Consider the following 17818-nt stretch of genomic DNA (forward strand, 5'->3'; position numbering starts at 1 on the left):
TTTCGAGCCGGTCAGCCGGGATACCCATCCGCGATCGTCACTTGGCGTTGCGTGCCGCGGTGGCCTCGACCACGGCCGAGAGGTCACCATATGCCTCGAAGATGCTTTCCTGGTCCCGGTAGTCGCGGAGCGCGACCACGCTCAGCACCTTGCCGTGCAGCAGCACCGACTGGTGCAGCATGACGCGCGGGAACGCCCGGCCGTCGGGGCCGGCGACGCTCAGCACGGCCGCCTGCACCGGTCCGTAGCGATCCCGGTGGACGACCCCGAGGTCCCGCTTGCCGCCGGGTGGCACGGCCGTCCAGGCGGCCTCCAGGTCGGCGGCCAGACGCGCGATGTCGGCGCGGTAGTCGGCGACGCCCTGGTCGGCCAGCGCCTGGGCGATCGCGTCGGCGAGCGCCGGCTGGTCGAAACCGAAGACCGGTTCGAGGTGCGTCTCGGCGATCATCACGTAGCCGAAGCGGCGCAGGGCGGGCGGGTCGCCGGTCCGCCAGCCGGCGATCCGGTCGCAGGCACCGAAGGCGAGCAGCGGGACGAAGGCCGGTCCGGTGGCGACCTCGAGCTGATCCATCAGGGCGCGGTCGGCCGGCTGTTCCGGGTCGAAGAAGCAGTCGCCGTCGGCGAGCGCGACGGTCAGCTCGACGCTGCCGATCGCGACGACGCGTTCCTCGCGGGCCGCCGCCGGTCCGGCCCACAGCGCCGCGGCGCCGGCCAGCGCCAGGAGACCGAGCGTCGCCGGGCGGAGGGCACCATCCACTGTCCCGGCCTACTCGCCGACCGGCACGGTGACGATGCAGGAGAACATCGGTCGGACCGGTTCCGCCGACAGGTTCTGCTGGTGGTTCAGGATGAACGCCAGGTCGACCGCCTTGTAGGCTTCGACCTGCAGGCCTGCCGCGTGTTCGAAGCACTCCTTCGCCGCGGTGAAGGTCACGCCGCTTTCGATAACCTGGTTGCCGATCATCGTCACCAGCATCCAAACCAGCTTCATGCTCCGCCTCCAGAACGAGAAGACCCGCACACTAGCAGGGCCGTCGCCGGGTTTCACGAGGCGCCGCGCGGTGCGCGTCGCTTCCTGGCCGACCGTTGCAGACCGGCATCGGTGGCGGGATCGCGACGGTCGGCGGCGCGTGCCGGGGGTCGACAGGACCGGCGGTCGTGGCAGGGTAGGGGCACGACGAGCGGAGGGCGGACCGATGCCGGCACGAGCCGAGATCATGGGGTGGCGGCGGGAGACCCGGAGCCGGCTTATCGAGGCCCGGCTCGCGCTGCCGGTGGACGAGCGCGCGCGCCGGGCCGCCCGGGCGCTCGCGGCCCTGGCGGACGCGGTCGATCTGGCCCGCTTCGCCACGGTCGGCCTGTACTGGCCGTTCCGCGGCGAGATCGACCCGCGTCCCCTGGCGCGATCGTTGATCGAATCCGGCACCCGGGTCGGCCTGCCGGTGGTGGTCGAGCGCAACGCGCCGGTGGCGTTCCGCGAATGGGCGCCGGACGTCCCGATGACGCGAGGGGTGTGGAACATCCCGATCCCGGACGGCACGCCGACCGTGCATCCGGCCTGCCTGGTCGTGCCGCTGGTCGGCTTCGACGCCATGGGCTACCGGCTCGGCTACGGCGGCGGCTACTACGACCGGACCCTGGCCGCCCGGCGGCCGCGTCCCTGGGCCATCGGGCTCGGGCTCGATCTCGGTCGGCTCGACACCATTCATCCGCTGGATCACGACGTGCCGATGGACGGCATCGTCACCGAGAGCGGCGCCGTGCGCCACGACCGCGCGGTCCCCGATCGGCTGGAGGCGGAGCCGGAGGTCGGGTTCGCGTCGCCGGCATGCCTGCTGCCGGAGGTCGGCCTGGACGACCCGGGGCCCTGGCGATAGGCCGGGTCGACCGGAGGGCGGCTACGCGCTGCCGGTTTCCGCGACCGGCTGGTGGAAGTGCTCGGCCCAGCCGATCAGCATCGCGACGTCGCCGGCTCCGCTCGGGTCGCCCAGCGGGCAGACCACGGTCTCGTACCAGGACCGCAGGCCCATCCGGGTCCGGTAGGCGATCCGCTGGAACCGCGGGGTCCGCCCCGCCACGACCGACGCGTACAGGGCGGTCAGCTGCTGCTGGGTGCCCTGGTCGGCGATCTCGGAAAGCCGCCGTCCGGTGTTGTCGCGCGGGGTGTGCGCGACGATGTCGGTGCCGACCAGCCGGTAGCGGAAGTCGGTGCCCCGCTCCAGCGCATCCAGCAGGAAGGTGTAGGGCAGAAGCGGCCGCATCGCCGACGGGTCGACGGCGTTGCGGTTCGGCATCGCCCGATCCCCCCGCAGGTGCCGCCAGTGTTCCAGGCCGCTCCGGCAGATCGCCGAGGTCAGCGCCTCCGCGGCGGTGACCGGAAGCGACACCGCTTGCACGACGACCTGGTCCGCCCGCAGGCGCCGGTCGGTGTTCGGTCCCCGATTGAGCACGATGTTCCCGGCGGCCCCCGACGGACGATGGACAAGATCGGCGGGTATGAGACCGGACGGAGACGCCGCCGTCCAGGGGATCGGCGAACCGGCTCCGGCAGCGATCGGTCAGCGCGCCGTCGCCGACGCCGGCAGCAGGCCGAGCGACATCAGCGTTTCCCGCGTCCAGCCGGTCAGCCTGGTCGGGTCGGGCCCGGCCTCCTCGACCAGGACCGCCAGGGTCGCGCGATACCGCGCGGCGTTGCGATCGGGCTCGGTTCCCGGCGCCTCACGGGCGCGCGTCAACAGGGTTCGGACGATGTCGTCGGGGAACAGATCCCACTCCGCCCCACCGGTCTGGATCGCCAGCCTGCGCCTCTGCAGCAGCATCCGGGTCGCGGCCGGATCGGCGTCGGACACGGCGAAGCCATAGAGGAGGCGGTAGTCCGGCGGCAACCCGGCCGCGAGCAGTTCCGCCAGGATCGCGCGCCGGGCGGCGTCCTGCTCGGGCGAACTCGGCTCCGGATCCAGCACGTGGCGACCCAGCACCACGCGCAGGCTGTCGATCGCGCAGATCGTCGGCGTGCGCACGAAGGCCCCGGCGTCGCGGATCGCCGCCGCCCGCTCGGCGGCCGGCAGGACGACCAGCGTCTGGTAGAACTCTTCCGCCGCCCGGCACTCCGCCTCCCGGGCGTGCCGGTCGTAGGCCCAGGCCGCGACGGCCAGCGCGACGACGGCCAGCACCGTCACCGCCGGGACGCTCGACAGCTGCCAGCCGTCGCGGATCACGATCCAGGCCATGTACAGGATCACCGCGGCCGCCCACAGCACGCCCGTGGCCATGGCGTAGACCAGGTAGTCGAGGGCGTCCAGGCCGCCGCCGGTCAGCTTGCCGAGGATCAGGAAGGTGACCGCCAGCGCCAGGAACGGGATGGTCACGTACAGGAGCGTCACGGCGTCCCGCAACAGGCGCTGCGCTGCCCAGCCCGCCGGCATCTACCACCCCCCGCCGCCACCGCCGCCGCCGCCCCCGCCGGACGACCCGCCACCGCCGGAAAAGCCGCCGCCGGACGAGCCGCTGCTGGACGGACGCGACATGGCGTGCGCGGCGGCGCTGCCGAGCCCCTGGGACAGCGCGCCGGCGAGCGTTCCGGCCTTCGCGAAGCCGCTGCCGTCGCCGCGGTACCACCTGGGCCGGTACGAGCCGCGGTCGAACGGTTTGTCGGTGCTGGCCTCCAGACGCGCCATGACCTTGTCCGTCCACTGCTCCTCGACACCCAGGGCCATGGCGTAGGGCAGGTGGGTCTCGAACAGCGCGGTGGTGACCTCCGGCTCGCGGCCGGCGCTGTTCAGGCGGTCGGCCTCGGCCACCGACAGGTACAAGCGGTATCCCTCGATCGCGTCGAGGGTCCGGCGACCGAGTCGGGTCGGCGCCTTCATCAGGAACCAGAACGCGATCGTCACGAGCACCGGCAGGGCGGCCAGCGGTACGGCCGCCGGTGCCACGAAGTCGGCCAGGATCAGCCCGACGACCGCGGCGGCCAGGAATCCCGCGATCCCGCCGACCAGTTGCCCGAGCGACAGGATCGGCCGGATCGGGGTCCCGATGGAGAACGCCCTGGACCAGCGTCCCGACACGAGGATGACCATGGTCGTCCCGATCGTCAGCAGGGCGGTGGCGAACACCGCCATGACGGACACGATAAGCCAGGCATCCTGGCCCGTGGCGTCGATCACCAGGCTGCTGAGGGTTGCGGTGACGGCGATCAGGGCGCCGATCAGCCAGGGGCGGGAGTTGCTCCGGAAGTAGGCCCGGCCGTATTCCCAGTCGAACGCGTCGAGCAGGACCGACGACGCCCGCCCCATCGCCGGCTCGTACTCGCTACCAAAGCTGGCCGTGTCGCGGCCGTGGGGGAACAGGGCTTTGTACACCGCCAGTTCGCCGGGCGGCAGCTTGCCGCGCGCACCCTTGACGGCCGACAGCGTGTACCGGCGCTTGCCGTCGTCGTCGATCACCAGGCGCCGCTTGGTGGCGAGGCTGGTGATCGCCACGGTCAGGGCGCGGGCGACGCCGAAGCCGTTTCCGAATCCGCCGTGCCAGACGTAGCCGACCGCCACCGGCGACAGCCCGTCCGGGGCCTCGAAGCGCGGGAACACGACGCCCTTCCGCGGATCGCGGCCGACCCGGTGCCAGGCGACCAGGAAGTAGACCAGCAGCACCGCCGTCAGGAAGGCGCCGGCTGCCAGGCCCGCGTTGTCGTACACCGCCCGGCCGATCACGGTCGCCTGGGTCGGGCGGTCGACCAGCCCGGCGGGCCACGCCGTCGCGATCGTCAGGCCCTCGCCGGGGAGCAGGGTGCGGGTGGTCGCGATCCGCAACGTGCCGCCGCTGTTCCCGACGATCCGGAAGTCGTCGCCGCGGGCGCCGCGCGGGCCGGTGTAGGCGTCGGTCTGCCCGACCGCGGCCCCCTCCGGCAAGTGCACCGTTGCCGTGGCCCGTTCGATCGGGAACGCCCAGGCGTCGCCGGTGACGTTCCAGTACAGCTCGTCCGTGTCGGGCCAGTGGTAGAGCTGGCGGCTGGTGTCGTAGGCGATCGTATAGCGGTATCGTCCCGGCCGCAGCAGAACGTCGGCATTGCCGACGTAGACGCGCACGCCGGCGTTCAGTTGTTCGGTATGATAGGGCTCCCGCCGGCCGTCGCGCTCGATCCGGTCGATCTCGAAGTCGACGCGGCGGTTCACGCCGTACTCCGTGAGGCTGCGGGTCGGGAAGTCGCGGTAGATGCCGCGGCGGATGCTGTCGCCGGTCGCGACGACCTCGATGGTCTCGACCACGTGCAGCCAGCCGTCGGGCCGGACCGTGATGTCGGAGTCGAAGGAAACGATGCGCTCCCGCTCGGCCGAGGCCGGACCGCCGGTCGCGATCAGCAGGCCGACCGCCGCCACGATCGCGAGGGAGACACGGCGGAGGGCGGACACGGTCACGGCGCGATGTCCCGTGGGCTAGAACGACACGGTCGGCACGGCCCGGTCGCCGTCATGCTCGACCTCGAAGTATTCGCGCGGCTCGAACCGGAACCAGCCGGCGATCAGGTTGCTCGGGAAGGCCTCGATCAGGGTGTTCAGGTCGCGCACGGTCCCGTTGTAGTAGCGGCGCGCCATCTGAATCTGGTCCTCGAGCTCGCCGAGTGTCTGCTGCAGGTCGACGAAGGTGCCGTCGGCCTTCAGGTCCGGGTAGTTCTCGGCGACCGCGAACAGCCTGGTCAGCGCCGCCGTGAGCCCGTTCTCGGCCGCCTGGCGGTCCGCCGGGGTGGCGCCGGCCGCCGCCTGCACGCGGGCCCGCTGCTCGGTGACCGCCTCCAGCACGCCGCGCTCGTGCTGCGCGTATCCCTTGACGGTACTGACCAGGTTGGGAACCAGGTTCGCTCGCCGCTTGAGCTGCACGTCGATGCCGCTCCAGCCTTCGCGGACGCGCTGACGCAGTGCAACCAAGCGGTTGTAGGTGAGAACGCCCCAGCCGAGGACGACAACGGCCACGGCGATGACAACCAGGGAACTCGTCGACAGTCCGGCCATTCGCCTCGCCCCGCCGCTGCATTCCACGACAAACGACATCGGCGCCCGAACGCCCGATCCTCGTTTCGGTCGAGAAGTATGTCGAGCTTAGCGTTTTCCGAACGATTCCTCGAAGCGAATTCACGGTTTCGGCTGTAGGGCGGGGGAGCGAGACCGGATCCTGGAGCCGCCGGACGCGAAGCGCCGGACGCGCAAGTATTCCCGTCGCCGCCCGGAAGGGGTCGAGCGAATGCAGCGGAATTGCCCGCGGGAACGGCAGTGCCGGATAAAAAAACTGCCCGGAAGCGGGGGCTTCCGGGCAAGTTGAACAGGGAGGCTTCACGTCTGGGAGACGTAGGACCCCGGAGGGCCCTGCTCTGAGCGGGGGGCTCAGAGGATGTTGCAACGCAACATCTGAACATTAGGAGAAATAGGTTGCGGAAGCCTTAACGACCATTCGCAAAACAACAGTTCCGATATGCGCCAGACGCATGGCTCGGAATGTCGAATCGACGGGGCCGGTCGGAGCCGCCGGAAACCCCTCAGAACTGCGACTTCGCGACTTCCTGGATCAGGAAATCCCGCAGCACGGTGATCCGCTTGGAGTGCCGAAGCTCCTCCGGATACACGAAGTAGGCCGGCACCTGCGGCCCTTCCAGATCCGGCACGACGCGGATCAGGTTGACGTCCTCACGCGCCATGTAGTCGGGCAGGGCGGCGATGCCGATGCCGGTCTGCACGGCCCGGTACATGGCGAAATAATTGTTCACCCGCAGCACCGAGGTCGGCCGGCCACGCGGCCCCGCCGCGACGTCGAGCAGCCAGTTGACGTTCGGGAACGGCGGGTGCGCGGTTTCGCCGTAGATCACCAGCCGGTGGTCGACCAGATCGGCCGGCGAGCGCGGCACCCCGGCCCTCTTCAGGTAGGAAGGGGCCGCGTACAGGTGGAACTTGATGGTCTTCAGGTGGCGCTGGATCAGGTCCGGCTGGCGCGGCGGCGTCAGCCGCAGGGCCACGTCGGCCTGGCGCATCGACAGGTCCAACTCGGAATCGTTCAGGATCAGCGTCAGGCTGATCTCCGGGTACAGCTCCAGGAACGCGCCGATCCGCGGGGTCAGCCAGTTGGAGCCGAGCGCGACCGTGGTGGTCAGCCGGAGCGGGCCCTTCGGGCGGTCCTTGCCCTCGGACAGGATCGCCTCGGTGGTCGCCAGCTTGGCGAACACGTCGCGCGCGGTCTGGTACAGGATCTCGCCCTGCTCGGTCAGGATCAGGCCGCGGGCGTGCCGGTGGAACAGCGGCACCCGCAGGCTCTCCTCGAGATGGCTGATCTGACGGCTGACCGCGGACTGGCTGAGATTCAGCGTGTCGCCGGCGTGCGTGAAGCTGCCGGCCTCGGCGACCGCATGAAAGACCCGCAGCTTGTCCCAGTCCATATTCCGCCCGCCGACACTGGCGCGGTGCCGACCGCGCCCCCTATCTCTACACGAGACCGGGCGCCGGGTTAACCCCTTCGACGGCTTGTCCGATTCGCGAAGTGCCGGGGTCGGGCCGGCGGATCACTCCGCCGCGGCCGCCTGCGAGGCGTCCTCGAGCTCGGCGAGGTAGCGCTCGGCTTCGAGCGCCGCCATGCAGCCCATGCCGGCGGCGGTCACGGCCTGGCGGAACACCTTGTCGACGCAGTCGCCGGCGGCGAACACGCCCGGCACCGTGGTGCGGGTCGAGCCCGGCTGGGCGAGCAGATAGCCCTCGCCGTCGACCGGCAGGTGGCCGCGGAACGGCTTGGTCGCCGGATCGTGGCCGATCGCAACGAACAGTCCCTCGGCCGGGATCACCGTGGCGTCGCCGCTGCGCACGTTCTTGATGCGCACCGCCTCGACGCCGGCGAACGGGCCGTCGCCGCCCAGCACCTCGTCGACCACGCTGTCCCAGATCAGCCGGATCTTGGGGTTCCGGAACAGCCGGTCCTGCATGATCTTCTCGGCCCGCAGCGTGTCGCGGCGATGCACCAGCGTCACCGAGCTGCAGATGTTGGCTAGGTACAGTGCCTCTTCGACCGCGGTATTGCCGCCGCCGACCACCACCACGTCCTTGTTGCGGTAGAAGAAGCCGTCGCAGGTGGCGCACGCCGACACCCCGCGGCCGTTGAACTGCTGCTCGCTCGGCAGGCCGAGCCAGCGCGCCTGGGCGCCGGTCGCGACGATCACCGCGTCGGCCAGGTAGACGTCGCCGGTGTCGCCGACGCAGCGCAACGGCCGGGACGAGAAGTCGACGTCGACGATCACGTCGCTGACGATCCTGGTGCCGACGTTCTCCGCCTGCTTCTGCATCTGTTCCATGAGCCATGGGCCCTGGATCACGTCGGCGAAGCCGGGGTAGTTCTCGACCTCGGAGGTGATGGTCATCTGGCCGCCCGGCTGAAGCCCGGCGACGAGCATCGGCGAAAGGTTGGCGCGCGCGGTGTAGATGCCGGCGGTCAGCCCGGCCGCACCCGCGCCGATGATGAGAACCTTCACGCGATGCTCGGCCATCGACTCCTCCGTCCGTGGGAACCCGCCCAACATAGTGACGTCGCCGGACCGCCTCAACCGACCGTCCGGTGACAATCCGAGACGCCACAATTGCCGCGAGTCGTCGAGTGGCGGGTCCGACAGCCGGTTTCCGCGGACGGTCCGGCGCGCGTGCGACTCCGGCGGTCGCTCAGAACCCGAACATGTGATCGAGCGAGAACGCCGCGCCGTCGCGGATCAGGCCGTGATAGCCGAACAGCCGGCAGGTGGTGTCGCGGATCAGCACGTAGCCGCCGCCGCCCGCCCGGGCGAGATCCTCCGCGGCGAACGTCTCGGACGCCCGCCACAGCCGCGAGCCGCCGCACGGGATGGCGAGCGGGGCGTGGGCGATGGTCTCGCCGTCCGCGGAGGTCAGGATCAGGTCGGTGGCCGACACCGCGTGCCAGGGCGTCGACGCCGGATAGATCAGGTGACACAGCGTGTCGACCCGCTCCAGATCGTGGCCGAGCCGCAGGAACAGCCGGGTCGACAGGCCCGGCGGCGGACCGCCGTAGCTCTGCGGCTCGCCCTTGAAGGTCAGCACGCCGTTGAACACGTGGCCGCCGAAGCTGGTGTCGGCGGCGTGACCGGTCCGGGTGTCCTCGTAGCGGAACAGACCGTGCAGCCAGCCGTCGGGGGCGTCGTTGGCGCCGGCCTCGAAGTCGTAGATCAGTTCCAGGTGGCCGTAGCCGCTGGGCAGGCCGCTGCCGTTGACCAGGGCGCCGGCCTCGATCGCGACGCTGTCGGAGCGCGCCAGCACGCCGAACCGGTGGCGGGCGGCCTCGATGCCGTCGGCGTCGTAGACCACGGCCTGCAGCGGCAGGCGGGTCTGGGCGGTCGACATCGGGGTCGGCAGCGCGAACGACCGGTAGCGGTCGAGCGGCAGGATCGGCGCCGGCAGGACCCAGCCCTTGCCGAGGTGCCTGGACGCCTCGGCGATCCGCGGATCGGGCTTCAGGTCGACGCGCTCGACGTTGACGTGAGCGATCCGGTTGCGCCGGTTGCCGGCCAGGATCTCGTAGCGCGGCCGCACCACGTGCTTGCCGGCCTGCAGCTCGAACTGCGCCGGCCAGCGCTCGTCCGGGAACAGCGCAGCCGGGTCCAGGGCACGGCAGCCGAAGCCCGGGATCGCCTCGTCGAAGGGGCGGATCTCGTCGCGGCCCATCAGGTTCAGGCCGATCGCGCCGGCCGGGACCGGCGAGGGGTGGGCGTTCTGCAGCCACAGGGTGACCCGCTCGCCGTCCTTCGGCGCCGGCAGGCCGGCGTACAGGTCGGCCGGCCAGGCGTTGGCGTCGTGGGTGCAGGACAGCTCGTCCTCGGCGTCGCCGTAGGTGTCGACCGCGTACTTCACCACGTCGTGGCCGCGCGCCCCGATGGCGTGCACGAACAGGGTGCCGGTGAACTCGCCGAGGCCGAAGCGCCGGCGCACCTCGGCGCTGTCGATGACGATGCCGGAGACGCCGTCGCCGAGCGGCTGCTCCCAGGTCGCCAGCACGCCGCCGTCGGCATCGAACAGCCGCAGCCACAGCCGCAGCCCGGTGCCGCCGTAGCCGGCCCAGTAGTTGGCGGTCACCAGCCGGGTGTGGCGGCCGCCCGCGTCGCGCAGGAAGCCGTGGTTGGTGGCGAAGTTCAGCGGGTCGAGGTAGTTCCGCCTGTTGGTCAGCATGGCGTCCGGCAGCCGGACCGCGTCCAGGGTGACCAGTTCGACGCCCGCGGGCAGCAGGTGCCGGATGTGGTCGGCGGCCCGGCCGGCGTCGAAGCCGGCGACCAGCACCGACCGGGCGGTCGTCGTCGGCAGCTCGGTCACCGGGCGGGCGGGGTGGCCGAGGATGTCCTCGCCGATCCGCTCGATCGCCTGGACGAACACGTCGGCGACGGTCAGCCGGCCGAGGTCGTGCAGCTCGGCGAGCGTGCCGAGATGGCCCATCGGGTCGTACAGCGCCACCGGCCCAAGGCCGGCCAGCCGGGTCAGCAGCGCGTCCAGCGCCTCGGCCGTCAGCGGGTGGCCGACCGCCTTGAAGAAGCTGAACCCCCTGCCGTTCTGGTTCGAGAAGGTGTCGATCTTGAGGGCCATGGCGCGCGTCCCGGTGCGGTCGGAGCGGTGTCGGTCGGATGCATACCCGACCGGGGCGCTTCCGGCAACGCGGCCGGATGGCCCAGGGGTAAGGCGCGGCGGCTTCCGGCGGTGGGGCGGCTGGTGGGTTCCGAGTCCGTCTCGCCTCCAGCGATCCGGCCCGGAATGACGAAAGAATGAGGGGCGGATTCTCTCCCTGTCGTCATTCCGGGCGGGCGCGCCGCCCTCGGCGCGGGCGAGCCGGAACCCACCCGCCGCTCCGTCGTCACTCGGCGGCGAACAGGCCGCGTTCCGCCAGCCGCCGGCGCAGCAGCGCGCCGACCCGCGGGGTCTCGTCGAGCGGCGGGGGCGACCAGGAGTCGATGCGGCCTTCGAACGCGCGGGTATGGCCGTCGGCGCGCAGCCGGGCGTGAAACGCGGCCAGTCGCCCGGTCTCCGGCTCGACCGTGGCGACGTGCACCGGCTTGCCGGTGGCGCAGGCCTCGGAGGCCATGTTGACCGAGTCGGAAGTGACGACCAGCGCATCGGCCAGCGCCAGGAACGCCAGATAGGGGTTCTCGCCGTCGCCGGTCCACACGATGCCCGGGCAGCCGGCGAGGCCGTCGCGCAGCGCGGCGCGGGTCGCCTGGTCGGTCCGGCGCGAAGCCGCGACCAGCAGGCTGGCTCCGGCCTCGGAGACCGCCCGCAGTTGCCCGATGAACCGGGCCACGGCATCGGCCGAGAAGTCGTAGCGCTTGTTGCTGCCGCCGACCATGACACCGACCAGCGGACGCGGCAGGCCGGCGACCTCCGGCTCCCACTGCCGGGCGGCCGCCGCCAGGATCTCAGGGTCGTGCGGGTTCAGCGCGCCCAGCGTGGTGACCACGTTGGGGCCGCGGGCCGGGTCGTGCTCCGGCACGATCAGCATGTCGAAGCGGCGCGGGTCGAGGCGCGGGTCCTGGATGTGCGCCAGGAAGGCGTGGCCGCCGGACAGCCGCTTGACCGCCAGGGCGGCGCCGGCGGTGCGCCGGCCGCAGGAGATCACCACGTCCGGCCACGGCGCGGTCAGCGGGTCGCCGCCGGCCGCGGCCGGCACGCCGGGGACGCCGGCGATCGCCGGCAGCGCCCGCAGCAACCAGCTCGGGTGGATATGCTTCACGATCGGCGTCAGCCCGGCCGCCTTGGCGAGCCCGAGGCACTGGATCCGCATGCCGACGGTGCCGTCGGTCAGGATCCAGGTCACGGGCTGTCGGAGGCCGCGAGAGGCCTCGGGGGGCGCCGGTTCTGGGAGAATTTTGGTCATTTATGTCACGTTCGAGTAATAATCTTGCGCAATGGGTGCGGCGTGCCTATGTTGATTGCCGGGCGCCGAGCGCGCCGATCCCAATTCACCCATGACAACACCGTCCCCGACAGCCACTCAGATGGGAGCCGCGCGATGCGTCGCGTGAAACTTGACCGGATCGATCGACGCATTCTGCGCGATCTCCAAGACGACGGCCGCATGACCAATGTCGACCTGGCGAGCCGGGCCGGCATCTCGGCCCCGCCCTGCCTGCGGCGCGTGCGGGCGCTGGAGGAGGCGGGGTACATACGGGGATACCACGCCGACATCGCGCCCGAAATGCTGGGTTTCACGGTGACGATATACGCCCATGTCGGCCTGACCAGCCAGGCCGAGGGCGATCTCGCCCGCTTCGAGCAGATGGTCGGCGACTGGCCGGAAGTCCGCGAGTGCCACATGCTGATGGGCGAGGCCGACTTCCTGCTGAAGATCGTCGCCAAGGACTGGGACGCCTTCCAGCGCTTCCTGACCTCCAAGCTGACGCCGGCGCCGCTGGTCTCCAACGTCAAGACCGCGCTGGTGATCCGCACCCGCAAGCGCCTGCCGGGCGTGCCGGTCGAGGAGGAGCCGGACGATGATCACGAGGACGAGCACGCCGCCGGTTGAGGCGGCGCGGCCACGCGCCGGTCGCTCCGTGGGTCCCGGCTCGCCGCTGCGCGTCGGCCGGGATGACGTCGGGGGAGGGGCAAGCGGTCGGCATTCCCCTATTTGACGTCATCCCGGACGGGCGCGCCGAAGGTGGGCCCGATCCGGGACCCACTCGCCGCACGTCGCTGTGTCGCCCTACTGAATGGCGATCGACAGGATTTCCAGGCTCTTGGCGCCGCGCGGGGTCGCGACCTCGACGGAATCGCCGACCCGCTTGCCGATCAGGGCGCGGGCGATCGGCGAGGACGTCGAGATCATGCCCTTCGACAGGTCCGCCTCGTAGGGCCCGACGATCGTGTACTTGGTCTCTTCGTCGGTGTCCTCGTCGGCGACCTCGACCGTGACGCCGAAGGTGACCGTGTCGCCGGACAGCTTCTTGACGTCGATGACCTCGCACCGGCTGATGACGTCCTCGAGCTCGGCCACCCGCCCCTCGATGAAGGACTGGCGTTCGCGCGCGGCGTGGTACTCGGCGTTCTCCGAGAGGTCGCCGTGCTCGCGCGCCTCGGCGATCGCCTTGATCACCGCCGGCCGCTCGACCGTCTTGAGCTGCCTCAGCTCTTCCTGCAGACGCTGAAAGCCGCCCGCTGTGATAGGAACCTTGTCCATCGGCCCACGCTGTCCGTTCACCTGCGAATTCTAGCTCGTCCGTTCCGGGCGCCGCCATAGCCGCGCCGCCGCTACCGCGCCGCCGCTACCGCATCGTCGACTCCCGGCCGTGTCGGGGAACCGGAACGGCTCCCCGCCCACGCCGCGACCGTCAGAACGATCCGGTCAAGTAGGACTGCAGGGGAGCCACTTCAAGGCGCCCGGCCTTCATCGCCGCGATCGCTCGAACCGCCGCGCGGGCGCCCTCGACGGTCGTGTAATAGGGAATATTGTGGGTCAGGGCGGTGTGGCGCAAGCTGAAACTGTCCCGGATGGCCTGCGCGCCCTCGGTGGTGTTGATCACCAGATCGACGTGGCCGGACAGCATGTTGTCGACGATGTGCGGCCGTCCCTCCAGCACCTTCTTGACCCGATTGGCCGGGATCTGCTCGGCCTCCAGCGCGTCCGCGGTGCCGGCCGTCGCCATCAGCTTGAAGCCCAGGCGGTGCAGGTCGCCGGCGATCTTCACCAGCGCGGCCTTGTCGGAATCGCGCACCGAGACGAACACCGTGCCGGTCTCCGGCAGCACCACCCCGGCGCCGAGCTGCGACTTGGCGAACGCCCGGTCGAAGCCGCGGTCGATGCCCATGACCTCGCCGGTCGAGCGCATCTCGGGGCCGAGGATGATGTCGGTGCCGGGGAAGCGCGCGAACGGGAACACCGCCTCCTTGACCGCGATATGGCCGAGCGGCCGCTCCGACAGGGTGAACGACGCCAGCTTCTCGCCGGCCATCACCCGCGAGGCGATCTTGGCGATCGGGTTGCCGGTCGCCTTGGCGACGAACGGCACGGTCCGGCTGGCGCGCGGGTTGACCTCGAGGATGAACACCTCGCCGTCCTTGACCGCGAACTGCACGTTCATCAGCCCGACCACGCCGAGGCCGCGGGCCAGCATCTCGGCCTGGCGCTTGACCTCGTCGACGATGCCGTCGGGCAGCGACACGGGGGGGAGCGAGCAGGCGCTGTCGCCGGAGTGGATGCCGGCTTCCTCGATGTGCTCCATCACCCCGGCGATGAACACGTCGGTGCCGTCGGCGACCGCGTCCACGTCGATCTCGGTGGCGTTGCGCAGGAAGCTGTCGATCAGCACCGGGTTCTTGCCCGACACCACGACGGCGGTCCGCATGTAGCGGCGCAGCCCCTCGATGTCGTGCACGATCTCCATGGCTCGGCCGCCCAGTACGTAGGACGGCCGGATCACCACCGGATAGCCGATGGTCTCGGCGATCTTCTCGGCCTGCTCGGTCGAGGTGGCGGTGCCGTTCTCCGGCTGGCGCAGCTTCAGCTTGTGCAGCAGCTTCTGGAAGCGCTCGCGGTCCTCGGCCAGGTCGATGGCGTCCGGCGAGGTCCCGAGGATCGGGATCTGCGCCTTCTCCAGCGCCGCCGCCAGCTTCAGCGGGGTCTGGCCGCCGAACTGCACGATGACGCCCAGCACCTCGCCCTTGGAGCGTTCGAGCTCGACGATCTCGGTGACGTCCTCGGCGGTCAGCGGCTCGAAGTACAGCCGGTCCGAGGTGTCGTAGTCGGTCGAGACGGTCTCCGGGTTGCAGTTGACCATGATGGTCTCGAACCCGGCCTCCGACAGCGCGTAGGCGGCGTGGACGCAGCAGTAGTCGAACTCGATGCCCTGGCCGATCCGGTTCGGACCGCCGCCCAGGATCACGATCTTGCGGCGGTCGGTCGGGTCGGCCTCGTTCTCGGCCGCCACGGCGCCGTCCGGGCCGGCCATGCCGGTCTCGTAGGTCGAGTACATGTACGGCGTGTCGGACGGGATCTCGCCGGCACAGGTGTCGATCCGCTTGAACACCGGGCGCACCCCGGCGCTGCGGCGGCGGGCCGCCACCACGTCCTCGTCGTGGGCGGTGAGCTGGCCGAGGCGGGCGTCCGAGAAGCCCATCGACTTGGCCCGCACCCAGTCGGCCGGGCTGTCCGGCAGGCCGTCGGCCGCCAGCTGCGCCTCGGCGTCCACGATCTCCTTCATGCGCGCCAGGAACCACGGGTCGATGTGGCAGGCGGCGTGCACCTCCTCGACCGTCATCCCGACCCGCAGGGCCTGGGCGACCTTCAGCAGGCGGTCGGCGGTCGGCGTGCTGAGCTCGGCGGTCACCCGCTGGCGGTCGATCTCGCCGCCCTCGGTGCCGGGCAGCTCGACCGGGTCCAGGCCGACCAGCCCGGTCTCCAGCCCGCGCAGCGCCTTCTGCAGCGATTCCGCGAAGGTCCGGCCGATCGCCATGACCTCGCCGACCGACTTCATCGAGGTGGTCAGCCGGGCATCGGCGCCCGGAAACTTCTCGAAGGTGAAGCGCGGGATCTTGGTGACCACGTAGTCGATGGTCGGCTCGAAGCTGGCCGGCGTGACCTTGGTGATGTCGTTGTCGAGCTCGTCCAGCGTGTAGCCGACCGCCAGCTTGGCGGCGACCTTGGCGATCGGGAAGCCGGTGGCCTTGGAGGCCAGAGCCGACGACCGCGACACCCGCGGGTTCATCTCGATGACGATCTGCCGGCCGGTCGCCGGGTCGACCGCGAACTGCACGTTCGAGCCGCCGGTATCCACCCCGATCTCGCGCAGCACCGCGATCGAGGCGTTGCGCATGCGCTGGTATTCCTTGTCGGTCAGGGTCAGCGCCGGCGCCACGGTGATCGAGTCGCCGGTGTGCACGCCCATCGGGTCGACGTTCTCGATCGAGCAGACGATGATGCAGTTGTCCGCGCGGTCGCGGATCACCTCCATCTCGTATTCCTTCCAGCCCAGCACCGATTCCTCGATCAGCACCTCGTGGGAGGGCGACAGGCGCAGGCCGTTCTGGACGATCTGCTCGAATTCCTCGCGGTTGTAGGCGATGCCGCCGCCCTGGCCGCCGAGCGTGTAGCTGGGGCGGATGATCGCCGGCAGGCCGACATGCTCCAGCGCTTCCGCCGCGTCGGCGAAGTCGCCGATCAGCCGCGAGCGCGGGGTGTCGAGGCCGATCGCGTCCATGGCGGCGCGGAACTGCTGGCGGTCCTCGGCCTTCTCGATGGCCTCCAGGTCGGCGCCGATCAGCTCGACCCCGAACTCCGCCAGCGTGCCGTCGCGGGCCAGCGAGCGCGCGGTGTTCAGCGCGGTCTGGCCGCCCATGGTCGGCAGCAGGGCGTCCGGGCGCTCGCGCTCGATCACCTTGCGGACCATCTCCGGCGTGATCGGCTCGATGTAGGTGGCGTCGGCCGTGCCCGGGTCGGTCATGATGGTCGCCGGGTTGGAGTTCACCAGGATGACCCGGTACCCCTCCTCGCGCAGCGCCTTGCAGGCCTGGGTGCCGGAGTAGTCGAACTCGCAGGCCTGGCCGATGACGATCGGCCCGGCGCCGACGATCAGGATGCTCTCGATGTCGGTGCGCTTAGGCATTGCGTTCCATCAGCTCCCGGAAGCGGGCGAAGAGATAGTGGCTGTCCATCGGGCCCGGCGAGGCCTCGGGATGGTACTGCACGGAGAACACCGGCTTGCCGTCGACCTTCAGGCCCTCGACGGTGCCGTCGAACAGCGAGCGGTGGGTGACCGTGACGCCTGATGGCAGCGAGCCCTCGGCGACCACGAAGCCGTGGTTCTGGCTGGTGATCTCGACCTTGCCGGTCTCCAGGTCCTTGACCGGGTGGTTGGCACCGCGGTGACCCATGTGCATCTTCTCGGTCTTCGCACCCAGCGCCAAGGCCAGCATCTGGTGGCCGAGGCAGATGCCGAACATCGGCACGCCGCTGTCGATCAGCCGGCGCAGCTCCGGCACCGCGTACACGCCGGTCGCCGCCGGATCGCCCGGGCCGTTGGCCAGGAACACCCCGTCGGGCTTGTGGCCGAGGATCTCGTCGGCGGTGGCACTCGCCGGCACCACGGTGACCCGGCAGCCCTGCGAGGCGAGGTTGCGCAGGATGTTGCGCTTCGCACCGTAGTCGACCGCGACCACGTGGAATTTCGGCTCGGCCAGGGTGCCGAAGCCGTCGCTGCGGCCGTCGTCGGCGAAGTCCCAGAGCGTCTCGGTCCAGATGTAGGTCTGGCTGCAGGACACTTCCTTGGCGAGGTCCATGCCCTCCAGGCCCGGCCACTCGGCCGCCAGCTTCTGCAGGGCGGCGACGTCGATGGCGCCGTCCGGGGCGTGGCACAGGGCGCCGCTGGGCGCGCCGAGGTCGCGGATCCGGCGGGTTAGGCGGCGGGTGTCGACGCCGGCGATGCCGGGCAGGTCGACCGACTTCAGCCAGTCGTCCAGGTGGCGCTGAGAGCGGTAGTTCGACGGGTCGGTGACGTCGGCCCGCAGCACGCAGCCGAGCGAGGCCGGCGTGGTGCTCTCCAGGTCGTTCGGGTTGGCCCCGACGTTGCCGATGTGCGGGAAGGTGAAGGTGATGATCTGGCCGGCGTAGGAGGGGTCCGTGAGGATCTCCTGGTAGCCGCTCATCGAGGTGTTGAAGCAGACCTCGCCGACCCGGGTGACCGCCGCACCGAGGCCTCGCCCCCAGAACACCGTGCCGTCGGCGAGCACGAGAGCGGCGGTGGCGCCGGGCAGGGGAGAGGCGGGCGCGGAAGGGTCGGTCATCGGCGGACTCCGGTCGGGCGGGTACCCGCGCGCAT

Annotated in this window: 15 protein-coding genes; 2 read left to right on the top strand and 13 right to left on the bottom strand. The window is 70.8% G+C overall.

Translation table 11 applies throughout. From position 1 onward, the window contains the following. Positions 1-37 precede the first annotated feature (37 nt). Together IE246_RS16085 and IE246_RS16090 are read right to left on the bottom strand one after the other, a co-directional pair. The gene (locus IE246_RS16085) at positions 38-757 is read right to left on the bottom strand and encodes a hypothetical protein (protein WP_189991433.1); all 720 of its coding nucleotides are present in this window, start codon (positions 755-757) and stop codon (positions 38-40) included. 9 nt (positions 758-766) lie between these two features. Beyond that, entirely contained in the window at positions 767-991 is a 225-nt protein-coding gene (locus IE246_RS16090) for a hypothetical protein (protein WP_189991435.1), read from the bottom strand. A 205-nt stretch (positions 992-1196) separates the two neighbouring features. On the opposite strand from IE246_RS16090, the gene IE246_RS16095 reads away from it, so the two are divergent. Continuing rightward, a complete protein-coding gene (locus IE246_RS16095; RefSeq protein WP_229837264.1) occupies positions 1197-1877 on the top strand; it encodes a 5-formyltetrahydrofolate cyclo-ligase in 681 nt (226 codons plus the stop codon). A gap of 21 nt (positions 1878-1898) precedes the next feature. Here the strand turns inward: IE246_RS16095 and IE246_RS16100 are convergent, their stop codons facing one another. The 8 genes from IE246_RS16100 to IE246_RS16135 form a co-directional block, all read right to left on the bottom strand. Next, entirely contained in the window at positions 1899-2450 is a 552-nt protein-coding gene (locus tag IE246_RS16100; protein ID WP_189991437.1) for a PAS domain-containing protein, read from the bottom strand. A gap of 108 nt (positions 2451-2558) precedes the next feature. Beyond that, entirely contained in the window at positions 2559-3425 is an 867-nt protein-coding gene (locus IE246_RS16105; protein ID WP_189991439.1) for a hypothetical protein, read from the bottom strand. Next, on the bottom strand, positions 3426-5414 hold the full coding sequence (locus IE246_RS16110) for a DUF2207 domain-containing protein (protein WP_189991441.1): 1989 nt from the start codon (positions 5412-5414) through the stop codon (positions 3426-3428). A gap of 18 nt (positions 5415-5432) precedes the next feature. Further along, positions 5433-5966, bottom strand: coding sequence for a LemA family protein (locus IE246_RS16115; protein WP_229837266.1), 534 nt, complete (start codon positions 5964-5966; stop codon positions 5433-5435). A gap of 560 nt (positions 5967-6526) precedes the next feature. Further along, the gene (locus IE246_RS16120; protein ID WP_189991443.1) at positions 6527-7417 is read right to left on the bottom strand and encodes a LysR family transcriptional regulator; all 891 of its coding nucleotides are present in this window, start codon (positions 7415-7417) and stop codon (positions 6527-6529) included. Positions 7418-7540: 123 nt separating this feature from the next. Beyond that, the gene (gene trxB, locus IE246_RS16125; RefSeq protein ID WP_189991445.1) at positions 7541-8512 is read right to left on the bottom strand and encodes a thioredoxin-disulfide reductase; all 972 of its coding nucleotides are present in this window, start codon (positions 8510-8512) and stop codon (positions 7541-7543) included. 169 nt (positions 8513-8681) lie between these two features. After that, positions 8682-10604: a hypothetical protein gene (locus IE246_RS16130; RefSeq protein ID WP_189991448.1), complete on the bottom strand. Its 1923-nt coding sequence runs from the start codon at positions 10602-10604 to the stop codon at positions 8682-8684. Between the two features lie 265 nt (positions 10605-10869). Continuing rightward, on the bottom strand, positions 10870-11826 hold the full coding sequence (locus IE246_RS16135) for a mitochondrial fission ELM1 family protein (RefSeq protein ID WP_229837268.1): 957 nt from the start codon (positions 11824-11826) through the stop codon (positions 10870-10872). 195 nt (positions 11827-12021) lie between these two features. Here IE246_RS16135 and IE246_RS16140 point away from each other — a divergent pair, with 195 nt between their 5' ends. Beyond that, positions 12022-12534, top strand: coding sequence for an Lrp/AsnC family transcriptional regulator (locus IE246_RS16140; RefSeq protein WP_189991452.1), 513 nt, complete (start codon positions 12022-12024; stop codon positions 12532-12534). Between the two features lie 177 nt (positions 12535-12711). Here IE246_RS16140 and greA read toward each other — a convergent pair whose 3' ends face one another. The 3 genes from greA to carA all read right to left on the bottom strand — a co-directional run bounded on the left by greA (position 12712) and on the right by carA (position 17783). Continuing rightward, complete coding sequence (greA, locus tag IE246_RS16145; RefSeq protein ID WP_189991454.1) at positions 12712-13185, bottom strand: transcription elongation factor GreA; 474 nt, start codon at positions 13183-13185, stop codon at positions 12712-12714. Between the two features lie 151 nt (positions 13186-13336). Then, on the bottom strand, positions 13337-16606 hold the full coding sequence (gene carB, locus IE246_RS16150; protein WP_189991456.1) for a carbamoyl-phosphate synthase large subunit: 3270 nt from the start codon (positions 16604-16606) through the stop codon (positions 13337-13339). Continuing rightward, positions 16599-17783, bottom strand: a complete 1185-nt coding sequence (gene carA, locus IE246_RS16155) for a glutamine-hydrolyzing carbamoyl-phosphate synthase small subunit (protein WP_189991458.1) — start codon at positions 17781-17783, stop codon at positions 16599-16601. The genes carB and carA overlap by 8 nt, the downstream gene beginning before the upstream one ends. Positions 17784-17818 lie beyond the last annotated feature (35 nt).

The sequence above is a fragment of the Thalassobaculum fulvum genome (assembly GCF_014652915.1).
Lineage (GTDB): Bacteria > Pseudomonadota > Alphaproteobacteria > Thalassobaculales > Thalassobaculaceae > Thalassobaculum_A > Thalassobaculum_A fulvum.

Coding starts and splice junctions, on each gene's coding strand:
- IE246_RS16090 (WP_189991435.1), bottom strand. CDS start 991: ATGAAGCTGGTTTGGATGCTGGTGACGATGATCGGCAACCAGGTTATC.
- IE246_RS16095 (WP_229837264.1), top strand. CDS start 1,197: ATGCCGGCACGAGCCGAGATCATGGGGTGGCGGCGGGAGACCCGGAGC.
- IE246_RS16105 (WP_189991439.1), bottom strand. CDS start 3,425: ATGCCGGCGGGCTGGGCAGCGCAGCGCCTGTTGCGGGACGCCGTGACG.
- IE246_RS16120 (WP_189991443.1), bottom strand. CDS start 7,417: ATGGACTGGGACAAGCTGCGGGTCTTTCATGCGGTCGCCGAGGCCGGC.
- trxB (WP_189991445.1), bottom strand. CDS start 8,512: ATGGCCGAGCATCGCGTGAAGGTTCTCATCATCGGCGCGGGTGCGGCC.
- IE246_RS16130 (WP_189991448.1), bottom strand. CDS start 10,604: ATGGCCCTCAAGATCGACACCTTCTCGAACCAGAACGGCAGGGGGTTC.
- IE246_RS16140 (WP_189991452.1), top strand. CDS start 12,022: ATGCGTCGCGTGAAACTTGACCGGATCGATCGACGCATTCTGCGCGAT.
- greA (WP_189991454.1), bottom strand. CDS start 13,185: ATGGACAAGGTTCCTATCACAGCGGGCGGCTTTCAGCGTCTGCAGGAA.
- carB (WP_189991456.1), bottom strand. CDS start 16,606: ATGCCTAAGCGCACCGACATCGAGAGCATCCTGATCGTCGGCGCCGGG.
- carA (WP_189991458.1), bottom strand. CDS start 17,783: ATGACCGACCCTTCCGCGCCCGCCTCTCCCCTGCCCGGCGCCACCGCC.